The sequence below is a fragment of the Mesorhizobium sp. ESP-6-4 genome, assembly GCF_020164735.1.
In the GTDB taxonomy this organism is placed as follows: Bacteria; Pseudomonadota; Alphaproteobacteria; order Rhizobiales; family Rhizobiaceae; genus Mesorhizobium.
Genome location: NZ_JAIUGS010000003.1, coordinates 422,529 through 439,632 on the forward strand (window position 1 = coordinate 422,529; position 17,104 = coordinate 439,632).

General features: G+C 64.6%; 15 protein-coding genes. 9 read left to right on the plus strand and 6 right to left on the minus strand.

What is annotated here, in order from left to right:
- Positions 1 to 222: 222 nt before the first annotated feature.
- Positions 223 to 1,587, plus strand: a complete 1,365-nt coding sequence (locus tag LB523_RS09220; RefSeq protein ID WP_224602415.1) for a PRC-barrel domain-containing protein — start codon at positions 223 to 225, stop codon at positions 1,585 to 1,587.
- Between the two features lie 162 nt (positions 1,588 to 1,749).
- Here the strand turns inward: LB523_RS09220 and LB523_RS09225 are convergent, their stop codons facing one another.
- Positions 1,750 to 3,303 carry an alkaline phosphatase family protein gene (locus tag LB523_RS09225; protein WP_224602312.1) on the minus strand — a complete coding sequence of 518 codons (1,554 nt, stop codon included), beginning with the start codon at positions 3,301 to 3,303 and terminating at the stop codon, positions 1,750 to 1,752.
- 214 nt (positions 3,304 to 3,517) lie between these two features.
- On the opposite strand from LB523_RS09225, the gene LB523_RS09230 reads away from it, so the two are divergent.
- From LB523_RS09230 to LB523_RS09245, 4 genes are all read left to right on the plus strand, one after another.
- The gene (locus tag LB523_RS09230) at positions 3,518 to 4,450 is read left to right on the plus strand and encodes a VOC family protein (RefSeq protein WP_224602313.1); all 933 of its coding nucleotides are present in this window, start codon (positions 3,518 to 3,520) and stop codon (positions 4,448 to 4,450) included.
- 4 nt (positions 4,451 to 4,454) lie between these two features.
- Complete coding sequence (locus LB523_RS09235; protein WP_224602314.1) at positions 4,455 to 5,084, plus strand: alpha/beta hydrolase; 630 nt, start codon at positions 4,455 to 4,457, stop codon at positions 5,082 to 5,084.
- Between the two features lies 1 nt (position 5,085).
- The gene (locus LB523_RS09240; protein WP_095767389.1) at positions 5,086 to 5,385 is read left to right on the plus strand and encodes a GNAT family N-acetyltransferase; all 300 of its coding nucleotides are present in this window, start codon (positions 5,086 to 5,088) and stop codon (positions 5,383 to 5,385) included.
- A 289-nt stretch (positions 5,386 to 5,674) separates the two neighbouring features.
- Positions 5,675 to 6,733: a dipeptidase gene (locus LB523_RS09245; RefSeq protein ID WP_224602315.1), complete on the plus strand. Its 1,059-nt coding sequence runs from the start codon at positions 5,675 to 5,677 to the stop codon at positions 6,731 to 6,733.
- Positions 6,734 to 6,985: 252 nt separating this feature from the next.
- On the opposite strand, the gene LB523_RS09250 is transcribed toward LB523_RS09245, so the two are convergent.
- The 4 genes from LB523_RS09250 to LB523_RS09265 form a co-directional block, all read right to left on the minus strand.
- Positions 6,986 to 7,252 carry a hypothetical protein gene (locus LB523_RS09250; protein WP_224602317.1) on the minus strand — a complete coding sequence of 89 codons (267 nt, stop codon included), beginning with the start codon at positions 7,250 to 7,252 and terminating at the stop codon, positions 6,986 to 6,988.
- Between the two features lies 1 nt (position 7,253).
- Positions 7,254 to 8,483 (minus strand): aminomethyltransferase family protein, encoded by a 1,230-nt coding sequence (locus LB523_RS09255; protein ID WP_224602318.1) that lies wholly within the window; start codon positions 8,481 to 8,483, stop codon positions 7,254 to 7,256.
- Positions 8,484 to 8,694: 211 nt separating this feature from the next.
- A complete protein-coding gene (locus LB523_RS09260) occupies positions 8,695 to 10,269 on the minus strand; it encodes a phytoene desaturase family protein (protein ID WP_224602320.1) in 1,575 nt (524 codons plus the stop codon).
- Complete coding sequence (locus LB523_RS09265) at positions 10,256 to 11,875, minus strand: phytoene desaturase family protein (RefSeq protein ID WP_224602323.1); 1,620 nt, start codon at positions 11,873 to 11,875, stop codon at positions 10,256 to 10,258. Before LB523_RS09265 ends, LB523_RS09260 begins: the two co-directional genes overlap by 14 nt.
- Before the next feature lie 200 nt (positions 11,876 to 12,075).
- On the opposite strand from LB523_RS09265, the gene LB523_RS09270 reads away from it, so the two are divergent.
- From LB523_RS09270 to LB523_RS09285, 4 genes are all read left to right on the plus strand, one after another.
- The gene (locus LB523_RS09270; protein WP_224602324.1) at positions 12,076 to 12,870 is read left to right on the plus strand and encodes a class I SAM-dependent methyltransferase; all 795 of its coding nucleotides are present in this window, start codon (positions 12,076 to 12,078) and stop codon (positions 12,868 to 12,870) included.
- A 6-nt stretch (positions 12,871 to 12,876) separates the two neighbouring features.
- Positions 12,877 to 13,563, plus strand: a complete 687-nt coding sequence (betI, locus tag LB523_RS09275) for a transcriptional regulator BetI (RefSeq protein ID WP_224602325.1) — start codon at positions 12,877 to 12,879, stop codon at positions 13,561 to 13,563.
- 94 nt (positions 13,564 to 13,657) lie between these two features.
- Positions 13,658 to 14,740, plus strand: a complete 1,083-nt coding sequence (locus tag LB523_RS09280; protein WP_224602326.1) for an ABC transporter substrate-binding protein — start codon at positions 13,658 to 13,660, stop codon at positions 14,738 to 14,740.
- Positions 14,737 to 16,035, plus strand: coding sequence for a flavin monoamine oxidase family protein (locus tag LB523_RS09285; RefSeq protein WP_224602327.1), 1,299 nt, complete (start codon positions 14,737 to 14,739; stop codon positions 16,033 to 16,035). Before LB523_RS09280 ends, LB523_RS09285 begins: the two co-directional genes overlap by 4 nt.
- Here LB523_RS09285 and LB523_RS09290 read toward each other — a convergent pair.
- A complete protein-coding gene (locus tag LB523_RS09290) occupies positions 15,999 to 17,072 on the minus strand; it encodes an ABC transporter ATP-binding protein (protein WP_224602416.1) in 1,074 nt (357 codons plus the stop codon). The two genes, LB523_RS09285 and LB523_RS09290, sit on opposite strands and share 37 nt — an antisense overlap.
- Positions 17,073 to 17,104: the final 32 nt, after the last annotated feature.

The window sequence follows — 17,104 nt, forward strand, 5'->3', positions numbered from 1 at the left end:
CATTTTGAGCCGGCAGACCCTCAGCCGCAGGCTGAACGAGGAGGCCGCCGCAAAGGTTCCGCCGGGAGGTCAGCAATCCATGGACGCGTGAACGTGTTGCGGTTGGAACAACCCTCCGGTCACAACGTTGTGAACCTGTAGACATTGCCGCTTCCGACCTGCCGTCAAGAGGCTGGCCAAGAAGCGTCATGCGCAGATCAGGCACGAGGAGAGACCATCATGATGATCCGCACTCTTTTTGCGACGACCGCGATCGCAACCCTTCTAGCAACCGGGGCTTTCGCGCAGACGACGCCCGCCCCGGCTCCACAGCCCCCAGCAGCCGAGAATCCGGCGCCGGTCCCGCGCGCCGATGGCGCCCTGATGAGCAATATTATCGGCGAGTCCGTCTATAACGGCACGGGAGACGATGCACAGAATATCGGCAAGGTTGACGATGTCGTCTTCGATGCCAGCGGCAATGCCAAGTCGGCCATTATCGGGGTCGGCGGGTTCCTTGGCGTCGGCAAGAAGGACGTCGCTTTCGACTACGGCAAGCTGGAATGGGCAGAGAAGAACGGCGACCGCTGGCTGGTCGCCAAGTCGACCAAAGAGGAGCTGAACGCTCTGCCGTCATTCGACCGCAAGCCGTATGATCCGGCGCCGACGCAGTCGACCGGTGCTACGCAGCCCGCCAATAACACGACGACAGCCCAGGCTCCCGCGGCCGCACCGGCCGAGCCGGTGAAGAAGGCGGAGGGCAACATCGCCACCAACATCATGGGCGAGTCGGTTTATAATGGCACTGCGGACGATGCCCAGAAGATCGGCGACGTGAAGGACATCGTGCTTGCCAAGGACGGCAAGGCCGAGTCGCTGGTGATCGGCGTCGGCGGCTTCCTCGGCATCGGCACGAAGAACGTCACTTTCGACTTCGACAAGGCGAAATGGGCGGAGAAGAACGGCGACCGCTGGCTGGTGGCCGAGACAACGAAGGAGCAGCTGCAGGCCCAGCCGGAGTTCGACCGCAAGCCCTATGATCCGGCGCCCGGCACGACGACGGCCGCGAACAACGCGCCGGCAACGACCACGCCTGCGGTGGTCGCTTCGGGCACGACGTCCGATAAGGGAGCGAAGCCGGCAGAGCCCGCCAAGTCGACGGCCGAGAACAAGCCTGCGACGCCGCCAGCCCAGAGCACGGCTGAGAACAAGCCCGCCGATAATAGCGGCGCTGCCACCGACCAGACCAAGACGGCTTCCATCGATAAGTCTACACTGACTGAGATGCCGATGGGCAACATGCGCGTCGACGACCTCAAGGGCACAACGGTCTACGGCGCCAACGACGAGAAGATCGGTTCGATCGGCGACGTCGTGCTGACGCCCGACAACAAGCCGGACGCGGTCATCGTCGATGTCGGCGGCTTCCTCGGCATCGGCGCCAAGGAAGTGGCGATCGGCATGGATAAGCTCAAATTCATGACCGACAAGAACGGCAAGAAGTATCTCTACACCAACTTCACCAAGGAGCAGCTGCAGGCGCAAACGGCCTATGACAAGAGCAGTTATGCCGCCAACCGCGACCAGCAGCGGATGATTCTGAAGTGACGATCAGGCAGTAGGCAGTAGGAATTAGGCAGTAGGGAATAGGGAATAGGGAAAGAGGCTATTGCCTCCGGCCATCCAACGCGGACCATCTCCTACTGCCTACTGCCTACTGCCTACTGCCTACTGCCTACTGCCTACTGCCTACTGCCTACTGCCTACTGCCTACTGCCTACTCACGTATCCCATCACTCCATCTTCCGTCAGTTCCGCCAAGGCAAGGGACTGATCGAGGTGAGCGGCACGCCAGGCAAGCATCTTCTCGGCGAACTCGAGCCGTACCGGGAGATAGGCCGGGTCATTCGCCACATTGTTCAGCTCGCCTGGGTCCTTCGATAGGTCGAACAAAAGCGCCGGCAGGCCGCCGCCGAAATGGACATATTTGAAGTCCGCCGCGCGGATAACGGCGAGGTTGCAGGCGTTCGATGCGACACCGAAATGGCGTTCGGCTTCGCCTTGGGCGACCGTGCGGAAATCAAACTCCCAGTGCGCGGCGTCGCGCCAGGCTTCCGGTTCCGTTCCGTCCAGCCAAGGCGCGAGCGAGCGGCCGTCGAGGTGGCGCTGCGGCGCGGCGCCGATCAGGTCGAGCATAGTCGGGAAGATATCGACGGCTTCAGTGAAGCGATCCACGGACGAACCGGCCGTGGCTTCCCGGCGCGGATCGCGGATGATCAACGGAATGTGGTAGCTGGCGTCGAAGAAGCCGCCTTTGCCGAGCATGAAGTGATCGCCCATCATCTCGGCATGGTCGGAGGTGAGCACGATCACGGTGTCGTCCCAGGCGCCCGCTGATTTGATGGCCCGCCAGATGCGGCCGAGCTGCGCGTCGACCTCGGAGATCATGCCGTAATAGATCGCGCGGATGCGGCGAAAGTTCTCCTCGCTCCAGTCGGGCACGTTGCCCTCGATGCCGGGGATGAATTTCGTCCGCTTCTGCCCGGCCAGATCGTGGGCGATATAGGGATGGCTGCCGGCCTCGGCCTGCCAACTTGCAGCGCGTTTGAACGCGGGACCTTCAGCCGGATCATACATGGTATTGTAGGGTTCGGGCACGATGAAGGGCGGGTGCGGGCTGATGAAGGAGATATGCGCGAACCACGGCGCGCGCTTCTCCTGCTCGCCAAGCCAGCGGATGAATTCGCCGGCCAGGAACGCGGTCGGCGTCTGGTCTTTCGAATAGACCGGCGGCGCGTTGGTCACGTCGCGTTCCGCCTGGCCGCGGGCCGGACGGTGGATGTCGGGGCTGCCTGCGCCGGTGTCGATGCCCTGGGTCCGCAGCCATGACAGCCATTGCTTCTGATGCTCGGGCAGGGCCTGGCGCACGGTGAAGCCCGGCAGCACGCCTTCATAGCTGCGCAGGCACGGATCCCCGGCCGGCAGCCGGCGCGGATCGAGCGCGACATCGGTGTAGCCGAACAGGGTGGGATCATAGCCCGCCGCGCGCGCCGAAAGCGCGATGTTGCCATGGCGCGTGTCGAGCGGCGTGCCGTTGCGGCAGACGCGATTGTTCATCTGGTAGAGCCCGGTGTAGAGGCACGCGCGGGCAGGCGAGCAGGGTGCCGCCCCGCCGTAATGGCGGCGGAAAAGCACGCCTTCCGCGGCGAGAGCATCGACGTTCGGCGTCTTCACCACCGGATGGCCGGCCGCCGACAGGCAATCGCCACGCCACTGGTCGCAAGTGATGAGCAGGACGTTCGGGCGGTGCTTGCGATTGTCCAAGATCGTCTCCTTGTGGAAGCGTTCAGATGGAACGGAAATCACCCGCGTTGCAAGCCAAGCTTGGTGACAGATCGGTGAACATGTTTCGAACTGTCGTTCACTTTCATGATACAGTCCATTCTATGTTTGCCCGCTTTGCCGCAGGCCCGCTCATCCTCATATTGGCGTGGACAGCGGCAAGGGCCGCACAAGGACAAAGGGAAGGAGCAGGATCGTGCTCAATCAGATACAGGGGCTGCATCACGTCACCTCGATGGCGAGCGATGCACGCCGCAACAATGAGTTCTTTACGAAAAAGCTTGGCCTGCGCCGGGTGAAGAAGACCGTCAATTTCGACGCGCCGGATGTCTACCATCTCTACTATGCCGACGAGGTCGGCACGCCGGGTTCGGTGATGACCTATTTCCCGTTCCCCGATATCGCCAAGGGCCGGCACGGCGTCGGCGAGGTGGGCTCGACAGTGTTCTCGGTGCCGGAAGGCACGCTGGCCTATTGGGAAAAGCGCTTTGCCGATGAGGGTGTGGGCAACGTCGCCCGCACGGAAGCTTTTGGCGAGAAGCGGCTTACCTTCACCGGTCCCGACGGTGACAGTTTCGCGCTTGTCGAGGACAAGGCCGACAAACGCGCGCCGTGGGTCAAAGGCGGCGTTCCCGGCGACGAGGCGATCCGCGGCTTTCACTCGGTCTCGCTGCGGCTGAAGGACGGCGGCGCCACCGAGGAGCTTTTGAAATTCATGGGCTATGAGGAGGTCGACAAGTCCGGCAATATTCGCCGGCTGGCGATCAAGAACGGCAACGGCGCCGACGTCGTCGACATCGAATCGCTGCCGGGTGCCGGCTTTGCCAATCTCGGCGCCGGCTCGGTACACCATGTCGCCTTCGCGGTCGAGGATCGCGCAAGACAGCTGGAAGTGCGCAAGGCGCTGGTCGACACGGGCTATGGCGTGACGCCGGTCATCGATCGCGACTATTTCTGGGCGATCTATTTCCGCACGCCGGGCGGCGTGCTGTTCGAGGTGTCGACCAACGAGCCGGGCTTCAACCGCGACGAGGACACCGCGCATCTCGGCGAGGCGCTGAGGCTGCCGGCGCAGCACCAGCATCTGCGGCCCTATCTGGAACAGCATCTGCAGAAGCTGGAAGACTGAAGCCATGAGCAAGGACGCTTACATCCACAAGGTGCTGCCCGGTACGCCGGGCAGCCCGCTGCTCTTCGTCCTCCACGGCACCGGCGCGGACGAGAACCAGCTTCTCGGTTTCGGCCGCGAGCTTATGCCTTCGGCGACGATCGTCTCGCCGCGCGGCGATGTGTCGGAGCACGGTGCTCCCCGTTTCTTTCGCCGCACCGGCGAGGGTGTCTACGACATGGACGACCTGGCGCGCGCGACATCGAAGATGGCGAGCTTCGTCAAGGCGCATGTCGAGACCGCAAAACCTTCGGCGGTGTTCGGCCTCGGCTACTCCAACGGCGCCAACATCCTGGCCTCGGGGGTGTTCGCCGAGCCGGGCCTGTTCGACGCCACGGCGCTGATGCATCCGCTGATCCCGTTCGAACCCCGCGTCCAGGGCAGCCTTGCCGGCCGCCGCATCCTGATCACGGCCGGCAGGCGCGACCCGATCTGTCCGCCCAACTTGACGTCGCGGCTCGAGGCCTATTTGCGCGCCGACGGCGCCGATGTCACAGTGGAATGGCACGACGGCGGGCATGAGGTTCGGCCGAATGAAATCGAGGCGGCGCGGCGGCTCTTCGCGCCGGCGCCGGTTGCCGAAGGAGGCAAATAACATGGCCGACCAACTGCCCGAGATCGAGCTTGAAGACCGCGGCTCCAAGGGACGTTACGTGCTGCGCGGCCCGGGCGGCGCCGAGGCCGAGATGACGTTCACCAAGATCGGCGAGCACCAGCTCATCATCGACCACACCGAGGTGCCGGATGTTTTTCGCGGCCAGGGCGCCGGGCTTCGGCTCGTCACCCGCGCGGTCGAGGATGCGCGTGCCGCCGGCAAGAAGATCATCCCGCTCTGCCCCTTCGCCAACGCCCAGTTCCGTCGCCACCCGGAATGGGCGGATGTGCTGAAGCGGTAGCATTTTGCCTTCCCCCCGTGTGGGGGAAGGTGGCCGCGCAGCGGCCGGATGAGGGGTGTTCCAGCGGAGTGAGACGTTCGCATTCCCTGGAACACCCCTCATCCGTCTCGGCGCTGCGCGCCGATCCACCGCCCGGGGCGAGCCACGCGTCTCGCCCGTCCTTCGGACCCCACCAGGGGAGAAGGGGAAGCTCTTGGCATTTGCACCGCCCGGTCATCTTGCCTAAGTTGACGGTTCGCCCGGACGAAACCTGTCGTCCCGCCCGTCTCCGATTTGAATGGCTTCCCTGATGACCGATACCGACCTGATCCCCGTTTTCGACGGACATAACGACACGCTGCTTCGGCTCTACCAGTCGAAGGAAGCCGACGTCGAAAAGCTGTTCATCGAGGGGACGCCGGGCGGGCATATCGACCTGCCGCGCGCCAGGAAGGGCGGCTTTGCCGGCGGCATGTTCGCGATCTTTCCGCCTCCGGTCGAAAAGTCGAAACGCAGCGCCGTGCCGCCGGCACCGAGCGACAATGAACCGCTGCCGCCGGAACTGCCGCAGGCCGAGGCGATCACCTCGACCATCGGCATGGCTTCGATCCTGTTCCGGCTGGAGCGCGCCGGCGCATTGACCGTCTGCCGCAGCGCCGACGATGTGCGGGACGCGATGGCCAAGGGCTCGATCGCGGCGGTGTTCCACATCGAAGGCGTCGAGGCGATCGATCCCGGGCTTGCCATGCTCGATGTGCTGCACGCCGCAGGGCTGCGCTCGCTGGGCATCGTCTGGAGCCGCCCCAACGCCTTCGGCAACGGCGTGCCGTTCCGCTTTCCGTCCTCGCCCGACACCGGGCCAGGTCTCACCGATGCCGGCAAGGCGCTGGTCAAGGCGTGCAACCAGCTCAGGATCATGATCGACCTCTCGCATCTCAACGAGAAGGGTTTTCGCGACGTGGCCGAGCTTAGCGATGCGCCGCTGGTCGCGACCCATTCCAACGTGCATGCGATCTGCGGCCATTCGCGCAACCTGACCGACTGGCAGCTCGGCGCGATCCGCGAATCCGGCGGCATGGTGGGCCTGAACTTCGCCACCGGCTTCCTGCGCGAGGACGGCCGCATGAACGCCGACACCAGCATTGATATCATGGTGCGCCACATCGACTCGCTGTTGCAGGCGCTGGGTGAAGACGGGGTCGGGCTAGGCTCGGATTTCGACGGCGCCATGATCCCGGCCCCCATCGGCGACGTCGCCGGTCTGCCGAAGCTCATCGACGCGCTCGCCGCGCGCGGTTTCGGGCGCGCGCTGATCGAGAAGATCGCTTACCGGAATTGGTTGAGCGTGCTTGAGCGCACCATAGGCTGAGACCCTGTCGATATTCAGGTGATGCCGGCCTGAGTTGTAAACTTGCAGTGTGGATTGGCTGACGCCCCGAAATTCGTCATCCACGGGCGGAGCGGGAGCGAAGCGGACGCGCAGACCCGAGGATCCATGCCGCGACTTGGCGCGAAGGATAAAGGCGGCGCAGAACAGAGGCTTTTCTGCACGTGGCAACGCCTCGAAGTCACGGAATGGATTCTAGGGTCTGCGCCGCGTCGCTTCGCTCCTTGCTCCGCCCTAGAATGACGAAGCCAAGGCACCCATGCGTTTCAGCCATTCCTTGCCGACGCCGCGGTCGCGGATGATTGGCAGGGGATCCTCATGGTCGAGCCGGGCGCAGATGCGGTAGACCTCCAGCGTCTCGGCATTCATCTCCCCGCGCTTGAAGAAATACATCGCCGCCGCGTAGCGGGTGCGGCCGGACCACATCTCGCCGAGTGGCGTGTTGACCAGCTCCCACTGCTCGGCGGCTTCCGTTTCCAGGTCTTCCGCTTCGCTTGCCATGTCAAAAGTCCGCAGGCGGGCTGGCGGTGCGGCGGTCGAGCCTGATGAAGGGCCGCTGCACCACCTTCGCCTTCTTCATCAGCTTCTGGTACTGCAGCTCGCGCATGGCGTAAATCTCGACCCAGAGGTCGTCGACGATTGTTTCGCCATAGGGCCGCCGCAGCGAGGCGAGCGCGATGTTGCGCTTGGCCATGGGCGACCATATCGCCGCGCTGACCAGCCCAACCTCCTGGCTTTTCTTGTAGTAGACGATCGCATGCTCGGCCGGGATGTTGCCTTCGATCTCCAGGCCGACCAGCACATGGCGCAGCTTCTTCTTCGTCCGGGCTTCGAGGATGGCACGGCGGCCGTTGAAATGGCCTTTGTCGGGATCGATCATGAAGCCGAGGCCGATCTCGTCCGGCATGCGCAGGCGGTCGGCGCGGATGGCGTGCTCGGCAGCTGTGAAATCGGCATTGGCGACGATCAGCCCGGCTTCCAGCCGGGCCCGGTTCAGCGCCGTATAGCCGATGGCGCGGATGCCGCGCAGCTCGCCCGCCGCCATCAGCCGGTCCCAGAGGCTCAGCGCCTTGTCGGCCGGCACGAACAATTCGTAGCCGAGATCGCCGGTGAAGCCGGTGCCCGAGATGGTCACGGCAGCGCCGTCATGCGCGAACTCGGCGAGGTCGAAGATTTTCAACCGCTCGACGCCGGCAAAGCCCGCCTCGCGCAGGATGGCGAAGGAAGTCGGGCCCTGCAGCGCAAGTCCGGCGACCGCTTCGGTCTCTTCCTCGACACTGACCTCATAGCTGATCGCACTGTCGAGCAGCCAGGGCAGATGGCGCTCTTGCGAGCAGAGACGGAAGCGTGTCGGCGAGAGCCGGAACAAAGTGCCATCATCAAGGACAAAGCCATCGTCGTCGCACCAGGCGGTGTAGTGGACGCGGCCGGGTTTCAGTTTGGTCACGTCTCGGAGCGTGACGCGGTCGAGATAGGCTTCGGCGTCCGGGCCCTCGATGCGGTACTTGGTCATCGGCGAGATGTCGAAGAGCGCCGCCTGGCTGCGGATGGCGAAATATTCGAGCTCCTCGTCCCACAGCGAATGCGGCGCGCGGTAGCCGGCCCAGTTGTACCAGTCGTTCGTCAGCGCCAGCGCGTCGATGCGCGGCTGGAAGGGGGTGCCGAGCCGCAGCGTGCGGAAGTGGGATTGGGCGAGGGTGCGGGCGGCGTCGGTTTTCACATGACGATTCATGACGGCGTTCCTTCGCGCCCCCCTCTGTCCTGCCGGACATCTCCCCCACAAGGGGGGAGATTGGACGTCACGCTGACTTTCGCCAATCTCCAACGTCGCAAGAAAAGCGCTAACACATCGAGCTGCTGATCTCCCCCCTCGTGGGGGAGATGGCCGGCAGGCCAGAGGGGGGCGCCATGGAGCGCGACTTCAGCGATTTGCAAAAACATATTCACCCCCTCATCGCGATGATGCGGCGCGCGGCGTTGAGGCCGGGCGCGCCGGAGATGCCGCCGCCCGGATGCGAGCCGGCGCCGGCAAGGAACAGCCCTTCGAGCGGCGTGTCGTAGCCCGACCAGCCGGAGACCGGCCGCGACATCAGCATCTGGTCGGCCTGCAACTCGCCATGGTGCCAGTGGCCGCCAGGCATGCGGTAGCGCGCCTCGATGTCGGCGGGCGTCAAAAGCTCGGCGTGGCTGACCGTTGCGCCGATGCCGGGCGCATAGGTCTCGAGCTGCGCCATGATCGCCTTGAGGAAGCGCGGCTTGCCGGCGGCCCAGCCCTCTCTCAACGCATAAGGCGCGTACTGCACCACAGCCGAAAGCACGCAGGCGCCGGACGGTGCGAGCGATGGGTCGGCCAGGCTGGGCAGCGTGATCTCCATCACCGGCTCGGGCGAGAACTCGCCATATTTCGACGGATTGAAGGCGCGCTCAACATGATCGGACGAAGGCGCGACGACGAGGCGACCTTTGTGGCCGGCGGCGTCGACGCCCGAAAATTGCGGCGGCCGGTCCAGCGCCAGATGCAGCTTGGCCGCATCGCCCTTCATGCGGATGTTCTTCACCTTGCGCACGAAGCCGGTATCGACGTCGCGCGGGCCGACGAGGTCGAGGATGGTGGTCGCCGGGTTGATGGCGGAAACCACGCTCTTAGTCCGCAGCGTTTCGCCGCCCTGCGTGACGACGCCGACGGCGCGGCCCTTCTCGACGATCACCTTGGCGACCGGCGAAGCCGGCCGGATCGAAACGCCCGCCTTTTCCGCCGCCGCGCGGATGATGGCGACGACGGCGCCCATGCCGCCTTTCGGCTGGACCTGCGCGCCGGCAAGGCCGCCAATCTCGCCGGCCAACCTGTAGTAGAGGCCGAGCAGCGAAGTCGGCGAGCGCGGCCCAAGATGCGAGCCGAGCGTCGCGTCGAAAGCAAGCAGGCCCTTCAACCGGTCGTCCGACAGCTGCTCGTCGAGCAGATCGTAGACATTCATCAGAAGCACGCGCAGGAAATCCCGCATGTCTTCCTTGCCGAGTCGCTTCAGCGCCAGCGCGGTCTGGCCGAGCCCGGTCACATCGGCGAGCGACATGCCGCCAAGATCAGGCGGTCGGCGCGACAGGAAAGGCTTCAGCACGCCGGCATAGCGCAGCAATTGCGCGCGCAGATCTTTCCAGGCGGACTGTTCCGAAGCGCTGGCGCCCGTCAGCACCTCGCCATAGGCGCCGTGGAGCACCAGCGGGCCGTCCTTCGACAGCGCAACCGACGGCACTAAGTCGCCGCGCTCTACCGTCAGCCCGTGGCGTTCCAGCTCCAGCGTCTTCACGACATCGGGATGCAGGCGATTGAGCAGATGCGCGACCGTGGAGACGCGGAAGCCCGGCGCAAATTCCTCAGTGCGCGCGGCGCCGCCGACCTCGTTGCCGGCCTCGAGCAGCAGCACCTTGCGGCCGGATTTCGCCAGCGTGGCGGCGGCGACCAGGCCGTTGTGGCCGCCGCCGATGACGATAACGTCCCAGTTCAAATCAGATGACGTCATGGGCCGGGCTCATATGCAGGGTTGGCTTGGCAAGATCGCGCAGGATCTCGGCGGCGGCATTGCGCCCGGGCGCGCCCATGACGCCGCCGCCCGGATGGGTGGAAGAGCCGCACATATAGAGCCCACCGACCGGCGAGCGGTATTGCGCGTAGCCCGGCACCGGGCGGTTGAAGAGCAGCTGGTCGAAGGTGAGCTCGCCCTGAAAAATGTTGCCTTCGGTGAGGCCGACCTCGGCCTCGATCTCGCGCGGCGTGCGCACTTCCATATGGACGATGCGGTCGCGGAAGCCGGGCGAATATTGCGCGATCTGCGCAATCACGCTTTCGGCGAAGCCGTCGCGATCGGCATCGGTCCAGTCCGCCCCCCTTATCTTCGGCGGCGCGTATTGCACGAAGCAGCTCATGAAATGCTTGCCCGGCGGCGCCATGGTCGGGTCGAGCGTGGTCGGGATCATCATGTCGAGGAAGGGATCGGCCGACCAGCGTCCGGCCTTCCAGTCGTCATAGGCGCGCTCCATGCGCTCGATGGAATCGGTGAAATGCATGTCGGCGCGATAGACCGGCGAATCCTTCGGCAAAGCCGGGAACTCGGGCAGGGAATCGAGCGCGATGTTGACCTTGCCGGACGAACCGCGGATTTTGAAATTGCGGACGCGGCGCAGGAAGATGTCGGGCAGCTCCTTTTCCTCGACCAGCTTCAGGAAGGTGCGCTTGACGTCGGCATTGGAGATGACGAGCTTGCCGTAGATCTCCTCGCCGCCGGCAAGCACCACTCCCTTGGCCTTGCCTTTCCTGATCAGCACATGATCGACCTCGGCGCCGGTGCGGATGGTGCCGCCTGAAGCCTTGAAGGAAGCGGCGAGGGCCCTGGTGACGGCACCCATGCCGCCGCGCGCGTAGCCCCAGGCGCCGACCGAGCCGTCGACCTCGCCCATATAGTGGTGGAGGAGCACATAGGCCGTGCCCGGCGACATCGGGCCGAGCGCCGTGCCGATGATGCCGGACAGCGCGAAGTTCGCCTTGATGACGTCGGTCTCGAAATACTCGTCGAGGAAGTCCGAGATCGACATCGTCCAGAAGCGCAAGGTCAGCGCCATCTCCTCGGCCGAGAGGCCGGCGAATTTCTTGCCGAGATAAAGCAGCTCGCCCAGGTCGCGCACCCTGAAGCTCGTCGGATCGGGCGCGGTGCGCATCAAGAGCGGCTGGATGAAGCGGCACTGTCGCGTGACGTCGTGCGAATAGCGGTCATAGGCCTCGGCGTCGCGCTTCGAGAAGCGCGCGAACTCGCGGCGATGCGCGTCGTGGTCGCGGTAGTTGGCGAGGTAGTCGCCGTCGCGCGTGAATACCGCGCCACCCTCGTAGGAGATAACCTGCAGGCCGAAGCGCGGCAGCTCCAGGTCGCGCATGATCTCGGGCCGGAACAGCGAGCAGACATAGGAACAGTTGGAATAGAGGAAGCCCGGCGTCAGCTCGCGGCTGGTGGCCGCGCCGCCCACCCAATCGTTCTTCTCAACCACCAGCACGTCCAGGCCGGCGCGCTGCAGATAGCAGGCGGTGACCAGCCCGTTATGGCCGCCGCCGATGACGATCGCGTCCCATGCCTTCATGCGCGCTCACCCTCCATCCGGCCGCCCTTCTTTTCGGTGCGTCTTGTTCCCGATTGCCCGAATTTGGCACGGACCACAGTTTTTTGTCCAGCCATATTGAATGAATGTTCAACAAATGATGTTGCGTTTTCCCATTGATGCGCTAGGCTTTGCCTTGATCTCTGGATTGATACGCATCGGCATTTGAGATTGAGGATCCGATGATCGAGACGGCCGACGCCGAGCCGGAATATGACGACACCGCCATCCGCTTCCTCGAAGCGCTATGGGGCGAGGGTTACTTGTCGCCGGGCGGTCCGGACGAGGTCGATCGCGTGGTCGAAGGCCTCTCCCTCAAGGGCAAAACGATCCTCGATATCGGCTGCGGCGCCGGCGGCATCACGCTGGATCTTGTCGCGCGGCACGGCGCTGCTCAGGCCACCGGCTTCGATGTCGAAAAGCCGGTGATCGAGACGGCGAGGCGAGGGGCTATCAGGCAGGGCCTCGAGGACCGTGTCAGCTTTGTCCAGGCGCCGCCGGGGCCGCTGCCTTTCACGGACGCCTCTTTCGACGTCGTCTTCTCTAAGGACGCGCTGCTGCATGTGCCGGGCAAGGACGCGCTGTTCGCCGAAATCTTTCGCGTGCTGAAGCCCGGCGGGGTGTTTGCGGCGTCGAACTGGATGATTTCGCATGACGGCGAGCCGTCGCCTCAGATGAAGGCCTATATCGCGGCCGAAGGGCTCTCCTTCGCCATGGCCTCGCCGGCGCGCTATGCCGAGGCGATGCGGCGCGCCGGCTTTACCGACATTACGGTCCGCGACCGCAATCCGTGGTACCGCGAGGTCGCGCGCGAAGAGCTTTCGCGGCTCAAGGGACCGCTCTACGCGCAGGCCGCGGCAGCGGTCGGCGCGGCCTATGTCGACAAGAACATCAAGACGTGGGAGGCGATGCAGAAGGTGCTTGACAGTGGCGAGCACCGCCCCACTCATCTGCGCGGTTGGAAGCCGGTTGGATAGCCGGCGATGCTGGAGATCGTCACACCCATGAAGACTGCAGAGGCGAGCGATGCTCTCCCCGAAACGGCGCGGAAAGGCGACGCCGAAAAGCGCGGCCGCAAGGCCTCGAAAGAGGTCCGGCGGCTGCAGCTGATCGAGGCGACGATCGATTCCCTGGCCAAGCGCGGCTATGCCGAAACGACGATGGCGGACGTGGCCGACGGCGCGGGCCTGTCGCGCGGCATCGTCAACTTCCATTTCGAGAGCAAGGAGAAGCTGCTGATCGCCACGCTGCAGCACATGTATGACGAATATTCGGCGCATTGGCGCACTTCCCTGCAGAAGGCGGGCGACGATCCGGCGAGACAGCTGCAGCATCTGGTATGGGCCGATTTCGACCGCTCGATCTGCAACAAGCGCAAGCTTGCCGCATGGCTCGCCTTCTGGGGCGAAGCCAAGTCGCGGCCGACCTACCAGGCGCTGAGCAGCTCGCGCGACGCCTATTATCAGCAGGTCTTCATCGATCTCTGTACAACGCTCAAAGAGAGCGGCAACTACACCTATGACCCGCAGGTCATCGCGCTGGCGCTCAGCGCCATGCTCGAGGGCTTGTGGCTGCGGCTGATGATGGGGACTGAGGACACCACGCGAGAGACCGCATTGCAGGCGGCGAATGCGTTTTTGGCCGCCGCCTTCCCGAAACACTATGGCTAGCGAGAACTGGAGCTAGCGAGAACTGGAGCTAGCAAAAGCCGGGTTAGCAACAGCCGGCCAATAAGACCGGCAAACCAAAAGAGGATGGAACAGCATGAAGAAACTCAGCCGACGCCTGACATTGACCCTGGCGCTTGGGAGCGCGCTCGCCGCTTCGGCGGCGGCGTTCGCGGTCGCCGCCGACAAGGATCTGATCGTCTTCGACTGGTCCGGCTATGAGGATCCGAGCTTCCACGGCAAGTATGTCGAGAAGAACGGCGATTCGCCGACCTTCGCCTTCTTCGGCGACGAGGACGAGGCCTTCGAAAAAATCCGCTCCGGCTTCAAGTCCGATCTCGGCCACCCGTGCTCGCAGAGCGTGGTGAAGTGGCGCGAGGCGGGGCTGCTGCAGCCGCTCGACACCTCCAAGATCGCAGGCTGGAAGGATCTCAACCCCGGCATCATGGCGATGAAGGATCTTGCCACGACGTCCGACGGCAAGGCCTGGTTCATGCCGTGGGACTGGGGCAACACCCAACTCACCTACAATTCCGACAAGATCGCCGAAAAGGACGTGCAGTCGCTGAAGGCGTTCGCCGATCCGAAATACAAGGGCAGGGTTTCGATCGGCGATAATGTCGACGACGCCTACGCGCTGGCCAGCCTCGCCATCGGGCTCAAGGACTGGACCAAGATGACGGACGACCAGTTCAAGCAGGCATCCGATTTCCTGCGCCAGGTGCACAAGAATGTGCGCTCCTACTGGACCGACACCACCGACATCGTGCAGCTGCTTTCCGGCGGCGAGGTCGACCTCGCCTGGGCCTGGAACGATGCGACCGTGCAGTCGGTCAAGGCCGGCGTGCCGATCAAATCCAAGAAGGACACTGACGAAGGCATCTCGACCTGGGTCTGCGGCTACGTGCTGTTCAAGGACGCGCCCGGCAACGTCGACAAAGCCTATGACTACCTCAACGCCGTCAACGATCCGGAAGTCGCCAAGGTGCTGGTCAAGGATTGGGGCTACGGCCAGGCCAATGCCAAGGGCATGGCCGGCGTCGATCCGGCGGTCCTGAAGGAAAAGGGCTACGACAACGTGGAAAAATGGGTCGACAAGACGCTGTTCCAGCAGCCGCTGCCCTCGGAGCTCAAGCTCAAGATGATCGCCGAGTTCGAGAAGATCAAGGCCGGCTATTGAGCAGCATCATCGAAAGGACCGACGTCGTCATCGTCGGCGCCGGCTTCACCGGCCTGTCCACCGCACTCGAATTGAAGCGCGCCGGTATCGATTTCCTTGTGCTCGAGGCGCGCGACCGCGTCGGCGGCAGGGTAGAGGCTGTGCGCAATGGGCTCGGCGAATTGGTCGACAGCGGCGGCCAGTTCTTGTGCGTGGACATGCCCGAAGTGATGGCGCTGGCGAGGGCCTACGGCAAGAGCTTCGTCGAGACCTATGTCGAGGGCGAATTCATCACCTATCCGTCGATGACGCCGGCGCGGGCGGAGCGGACCTATCATGTCGCGATGTCAATCCGCGAGCGCATGAACGGGATCGAGCCGGACGATCCGTCGATCGCCGGGTTGACCGTGGCGACATGGCTCGAGCGCCAGGCGGACACGGCCGACGCCAAGGCAGCCTTCCGTTCGATGATCGAGGGCCTGTGGTGCCTGCCGCTGGACAAGGTGCCGTTGTGGTACCTGATCGACAATGATCGCCGCATCACCAACGAAGTGTTCGAGCTGCAGTATTTCCTGCGCGAGACGATGCGGTCGCTGGCCGATGATCTGGCAGCAGATCTCGGCGACCGGCTGCGGCTGGGCGAAGCCGCGACGCGGATCGAGCGCGGACGGCAAGGCATTCGCGTCGTCTCGACCGGCGGTGTTGTCGAGGCGGGCGCAGCGCTGGTCGCCTTGCCGCCGGCGACGGCCGCGAAGCTCGACTTCGCGCCGCCTTTGCCGACTGAGCTGGCGAGCGCGCTCGGCGTCTGGGAAAGCGGCGCGGTGATCAAGATCCTGGTGCGTTACGCAATGCCTTTTTGGCGCGAGCGCGACCTGTGCGGCATGGTCATGTGGCGCGACCAGCCGGGGCTGTTTGCCTGCGACGCCAGCACGGATGCCGACCATGCCGCGCTTGTCGTCTTCGTCGGCGGGCCGCTGGCGCTGCGCTGGCATACGCTCGGCGAGGCGGCGTTGCGTGCGGAAATCATCGCGAGGCTTGTCCAGGCGCTCGGCCCGCGGGCCGCCGACATCGTCGATTTCAGCTCGCGCGACTGGACGCATGACCGCTGGAGCGGCGGCGCTTATAGCGACCTCATCGTCGACGTCACCGCGCGGCATGCCGAGCGCGTCATCCTTGCCGGCGCGCCGCCCATCTATTTCGCCGCCTCGGAAGTGTCGCCGTCTTTCCCGGGCTATGTCGAAGGCGCGATCGTGGCGGGGCGCATCGCTGCTGCAAAAATTCAGTCCGCCATCGCCACCAGCGCCTCGGGGTCGTAGGCGAGACGGATCGGCGCGCCGACCGGAATGTCGTCGGCGCCGAAATCGTTGGTCTCGGTCACCGAGAGCGGCTTTTCCAGTCCGGGGATCTCGACGATCAGATGCGTGATCTCGCCGAAATAGTGGCGCTCGACGACCTTGCCTGAGACCTCGAACTTCGCCGTTGCGTTGTCCCACAATACACGCAGCCGCTCGGGCCGAATGCCAAGCGTCGCCGCGCCGCCATTGCGCACGAAAGCCCTTGGCTTGTCGGTCCTGACGCGGCCGAAGCCCAGCGTGTCGAGCACCAGCGAAGCGCCGTTTTCCTCGACGATCTCGGCCTTGACGAAATTCATGCCGCCGAGGAAGTCGGCGACCTGGCGGTTGACCGGGCGCTGGTAGATTTCCTTCGGCGAAGCGACCTGCGCGATCTTGCCGCCGAACATCACGGCGATGCGGTCGGACATTGCCAGGGCCTCGTACTGGTCGTGCGTGACCAGCACGAAAGTGATGCCGACCGCCTGCTGCAAGCGGCGCAGTTCGACCTGCATCTGCTCGCGCAGCTTCTTGTCCAACGCCGAGAGCGGCTCATCGAGCAGCAGCACCTTGGGCCGCATGACCAGCGCGCGGGCCAAAGCGACGCGCTGGCGCTGGCCGCCGGAAAGCTCGGTGGCGCGGCGCTTGCCGAGACCGGTAAGCGAGACCTGCGCCAGCGCTTCCTCGACGCGGCGCTTCTCCGCGCCGGCGTCGAGCTTCAGCCGCTTCAGGCCGTAGGCGACATTCTGCTCGACATTGAGATGCGGGAAGATCGCATAGCTCTGGAAGACCATGTTGGTCGGCCGGCGGTTGGCGGGAATGCCGTCCATCGGCTGGCCGTCGACGGCGATGGAGCCGCTGGTCGGCGTGTCGAAACCGGCGATCATGCGCAAGAGCGTGGTCTTGCCGCAGCCCGAGGGCCCGAGCAGGGAGAAGAACTCGCCCTCCCTGATCGCCAGCGAGGCATTGTCCAGCGCCTTGAAGGAGCCGTAGCTGCGGGTAACGTCGCGGATCTCGATCATGGTGCGATCCGATTGCGTGCGCTCGGACTGGA

What these genes read in the sequence shown, in the direction of transcription:
- LB523_RS09220 (WP_224602415.1), top strand. Translation starts at nt 223, where the DNA reads ATGATCCGCACTCTTTTTGCGACGACCGCGATCGCAACCCTTCTAGCA.
- LB523_RS09235 (WP_224602314.1), top strand. Translation starts at nt 4,455, where the DNA reads ATGAGCAAGGACGCTTACATCCACAAGGTGCTGCCCGGTACGCCGGGC.
- LB523_RS09240 (WP_095767389.1), top strand. Translation starts at nt 5,086, where the DNA reads ATGGCCGACCAACTGCCCGAGATCGAGCTTGAAGACCGCGGCTCCAAG.
- LB523_RS09245 (WP_224602315.1), top strand. Translation starts at nt 5,675, where the DNA reads ATGACCGATACCGACCTGATCCCCGTTTTCGACGGACATAACGACACG.
- LB523_RS09250 (WP_224602317.1), bottom strand. Translation starts at nt 7,252, where the DNA reads ATGGCAAGCGAAGCGGAAGACCTGGAAACGGAAGCCGCCGAGCAGTGG.
- LB523_RS09255 (WP_224602318.1), bottom strand. Translation starts at nt 8,483, where the DNA reads ATGAATCGTCATGTGAAAACCGACGCCGCCCGCACCCTCGCCCAATCC.
- LB523_RS09260 (WP_224602320.1), bottom strand. Translation starts at nt 10,269, where the DNA reads ATGACGTCATCTGATTTGAACTGGGACGTTATCGTCATCGGCGGCGGC.
- LB523_RS09265 (WP_224602323.1), bottom strand. Translation starts at nt 11,875, where the DNA reads ATGAAGGCATGGGACGCGATCGTCATCGGCGGCGGCCATAACGGGCTG.
- LB523_RS09270 (WP_224602324.1), top strand. Translation starts at nt 12,076, where the DNA reads ATGATCGAGACGGCCGACGCCGAGCCGGAATATGACGACACCGCCATC.
- betI (WP_224602325.1), top strand. Translation starts at nt 12,877, where the DNA reads ATGCTGGAGATCGTCACACCCATGAAGACTGCAGAGGCGAGCGATGCT.
- LB523_RS09280 (WP_224602326.1), top strand. Translation starts at nt 13,658, where the DNA reads ATGAAGAAACTCAGCCGACGCCTGACATTGACCCTGGCGCTTGGGAGC.
- LB523_RS09290 (WP_224602416.1), bottom strand. Translation starts at nt 17,072, where the DNA reads ATGATCGAGATCCGCGACGTTACCCGCAGCTACGGCTCCTTCAAGGCG.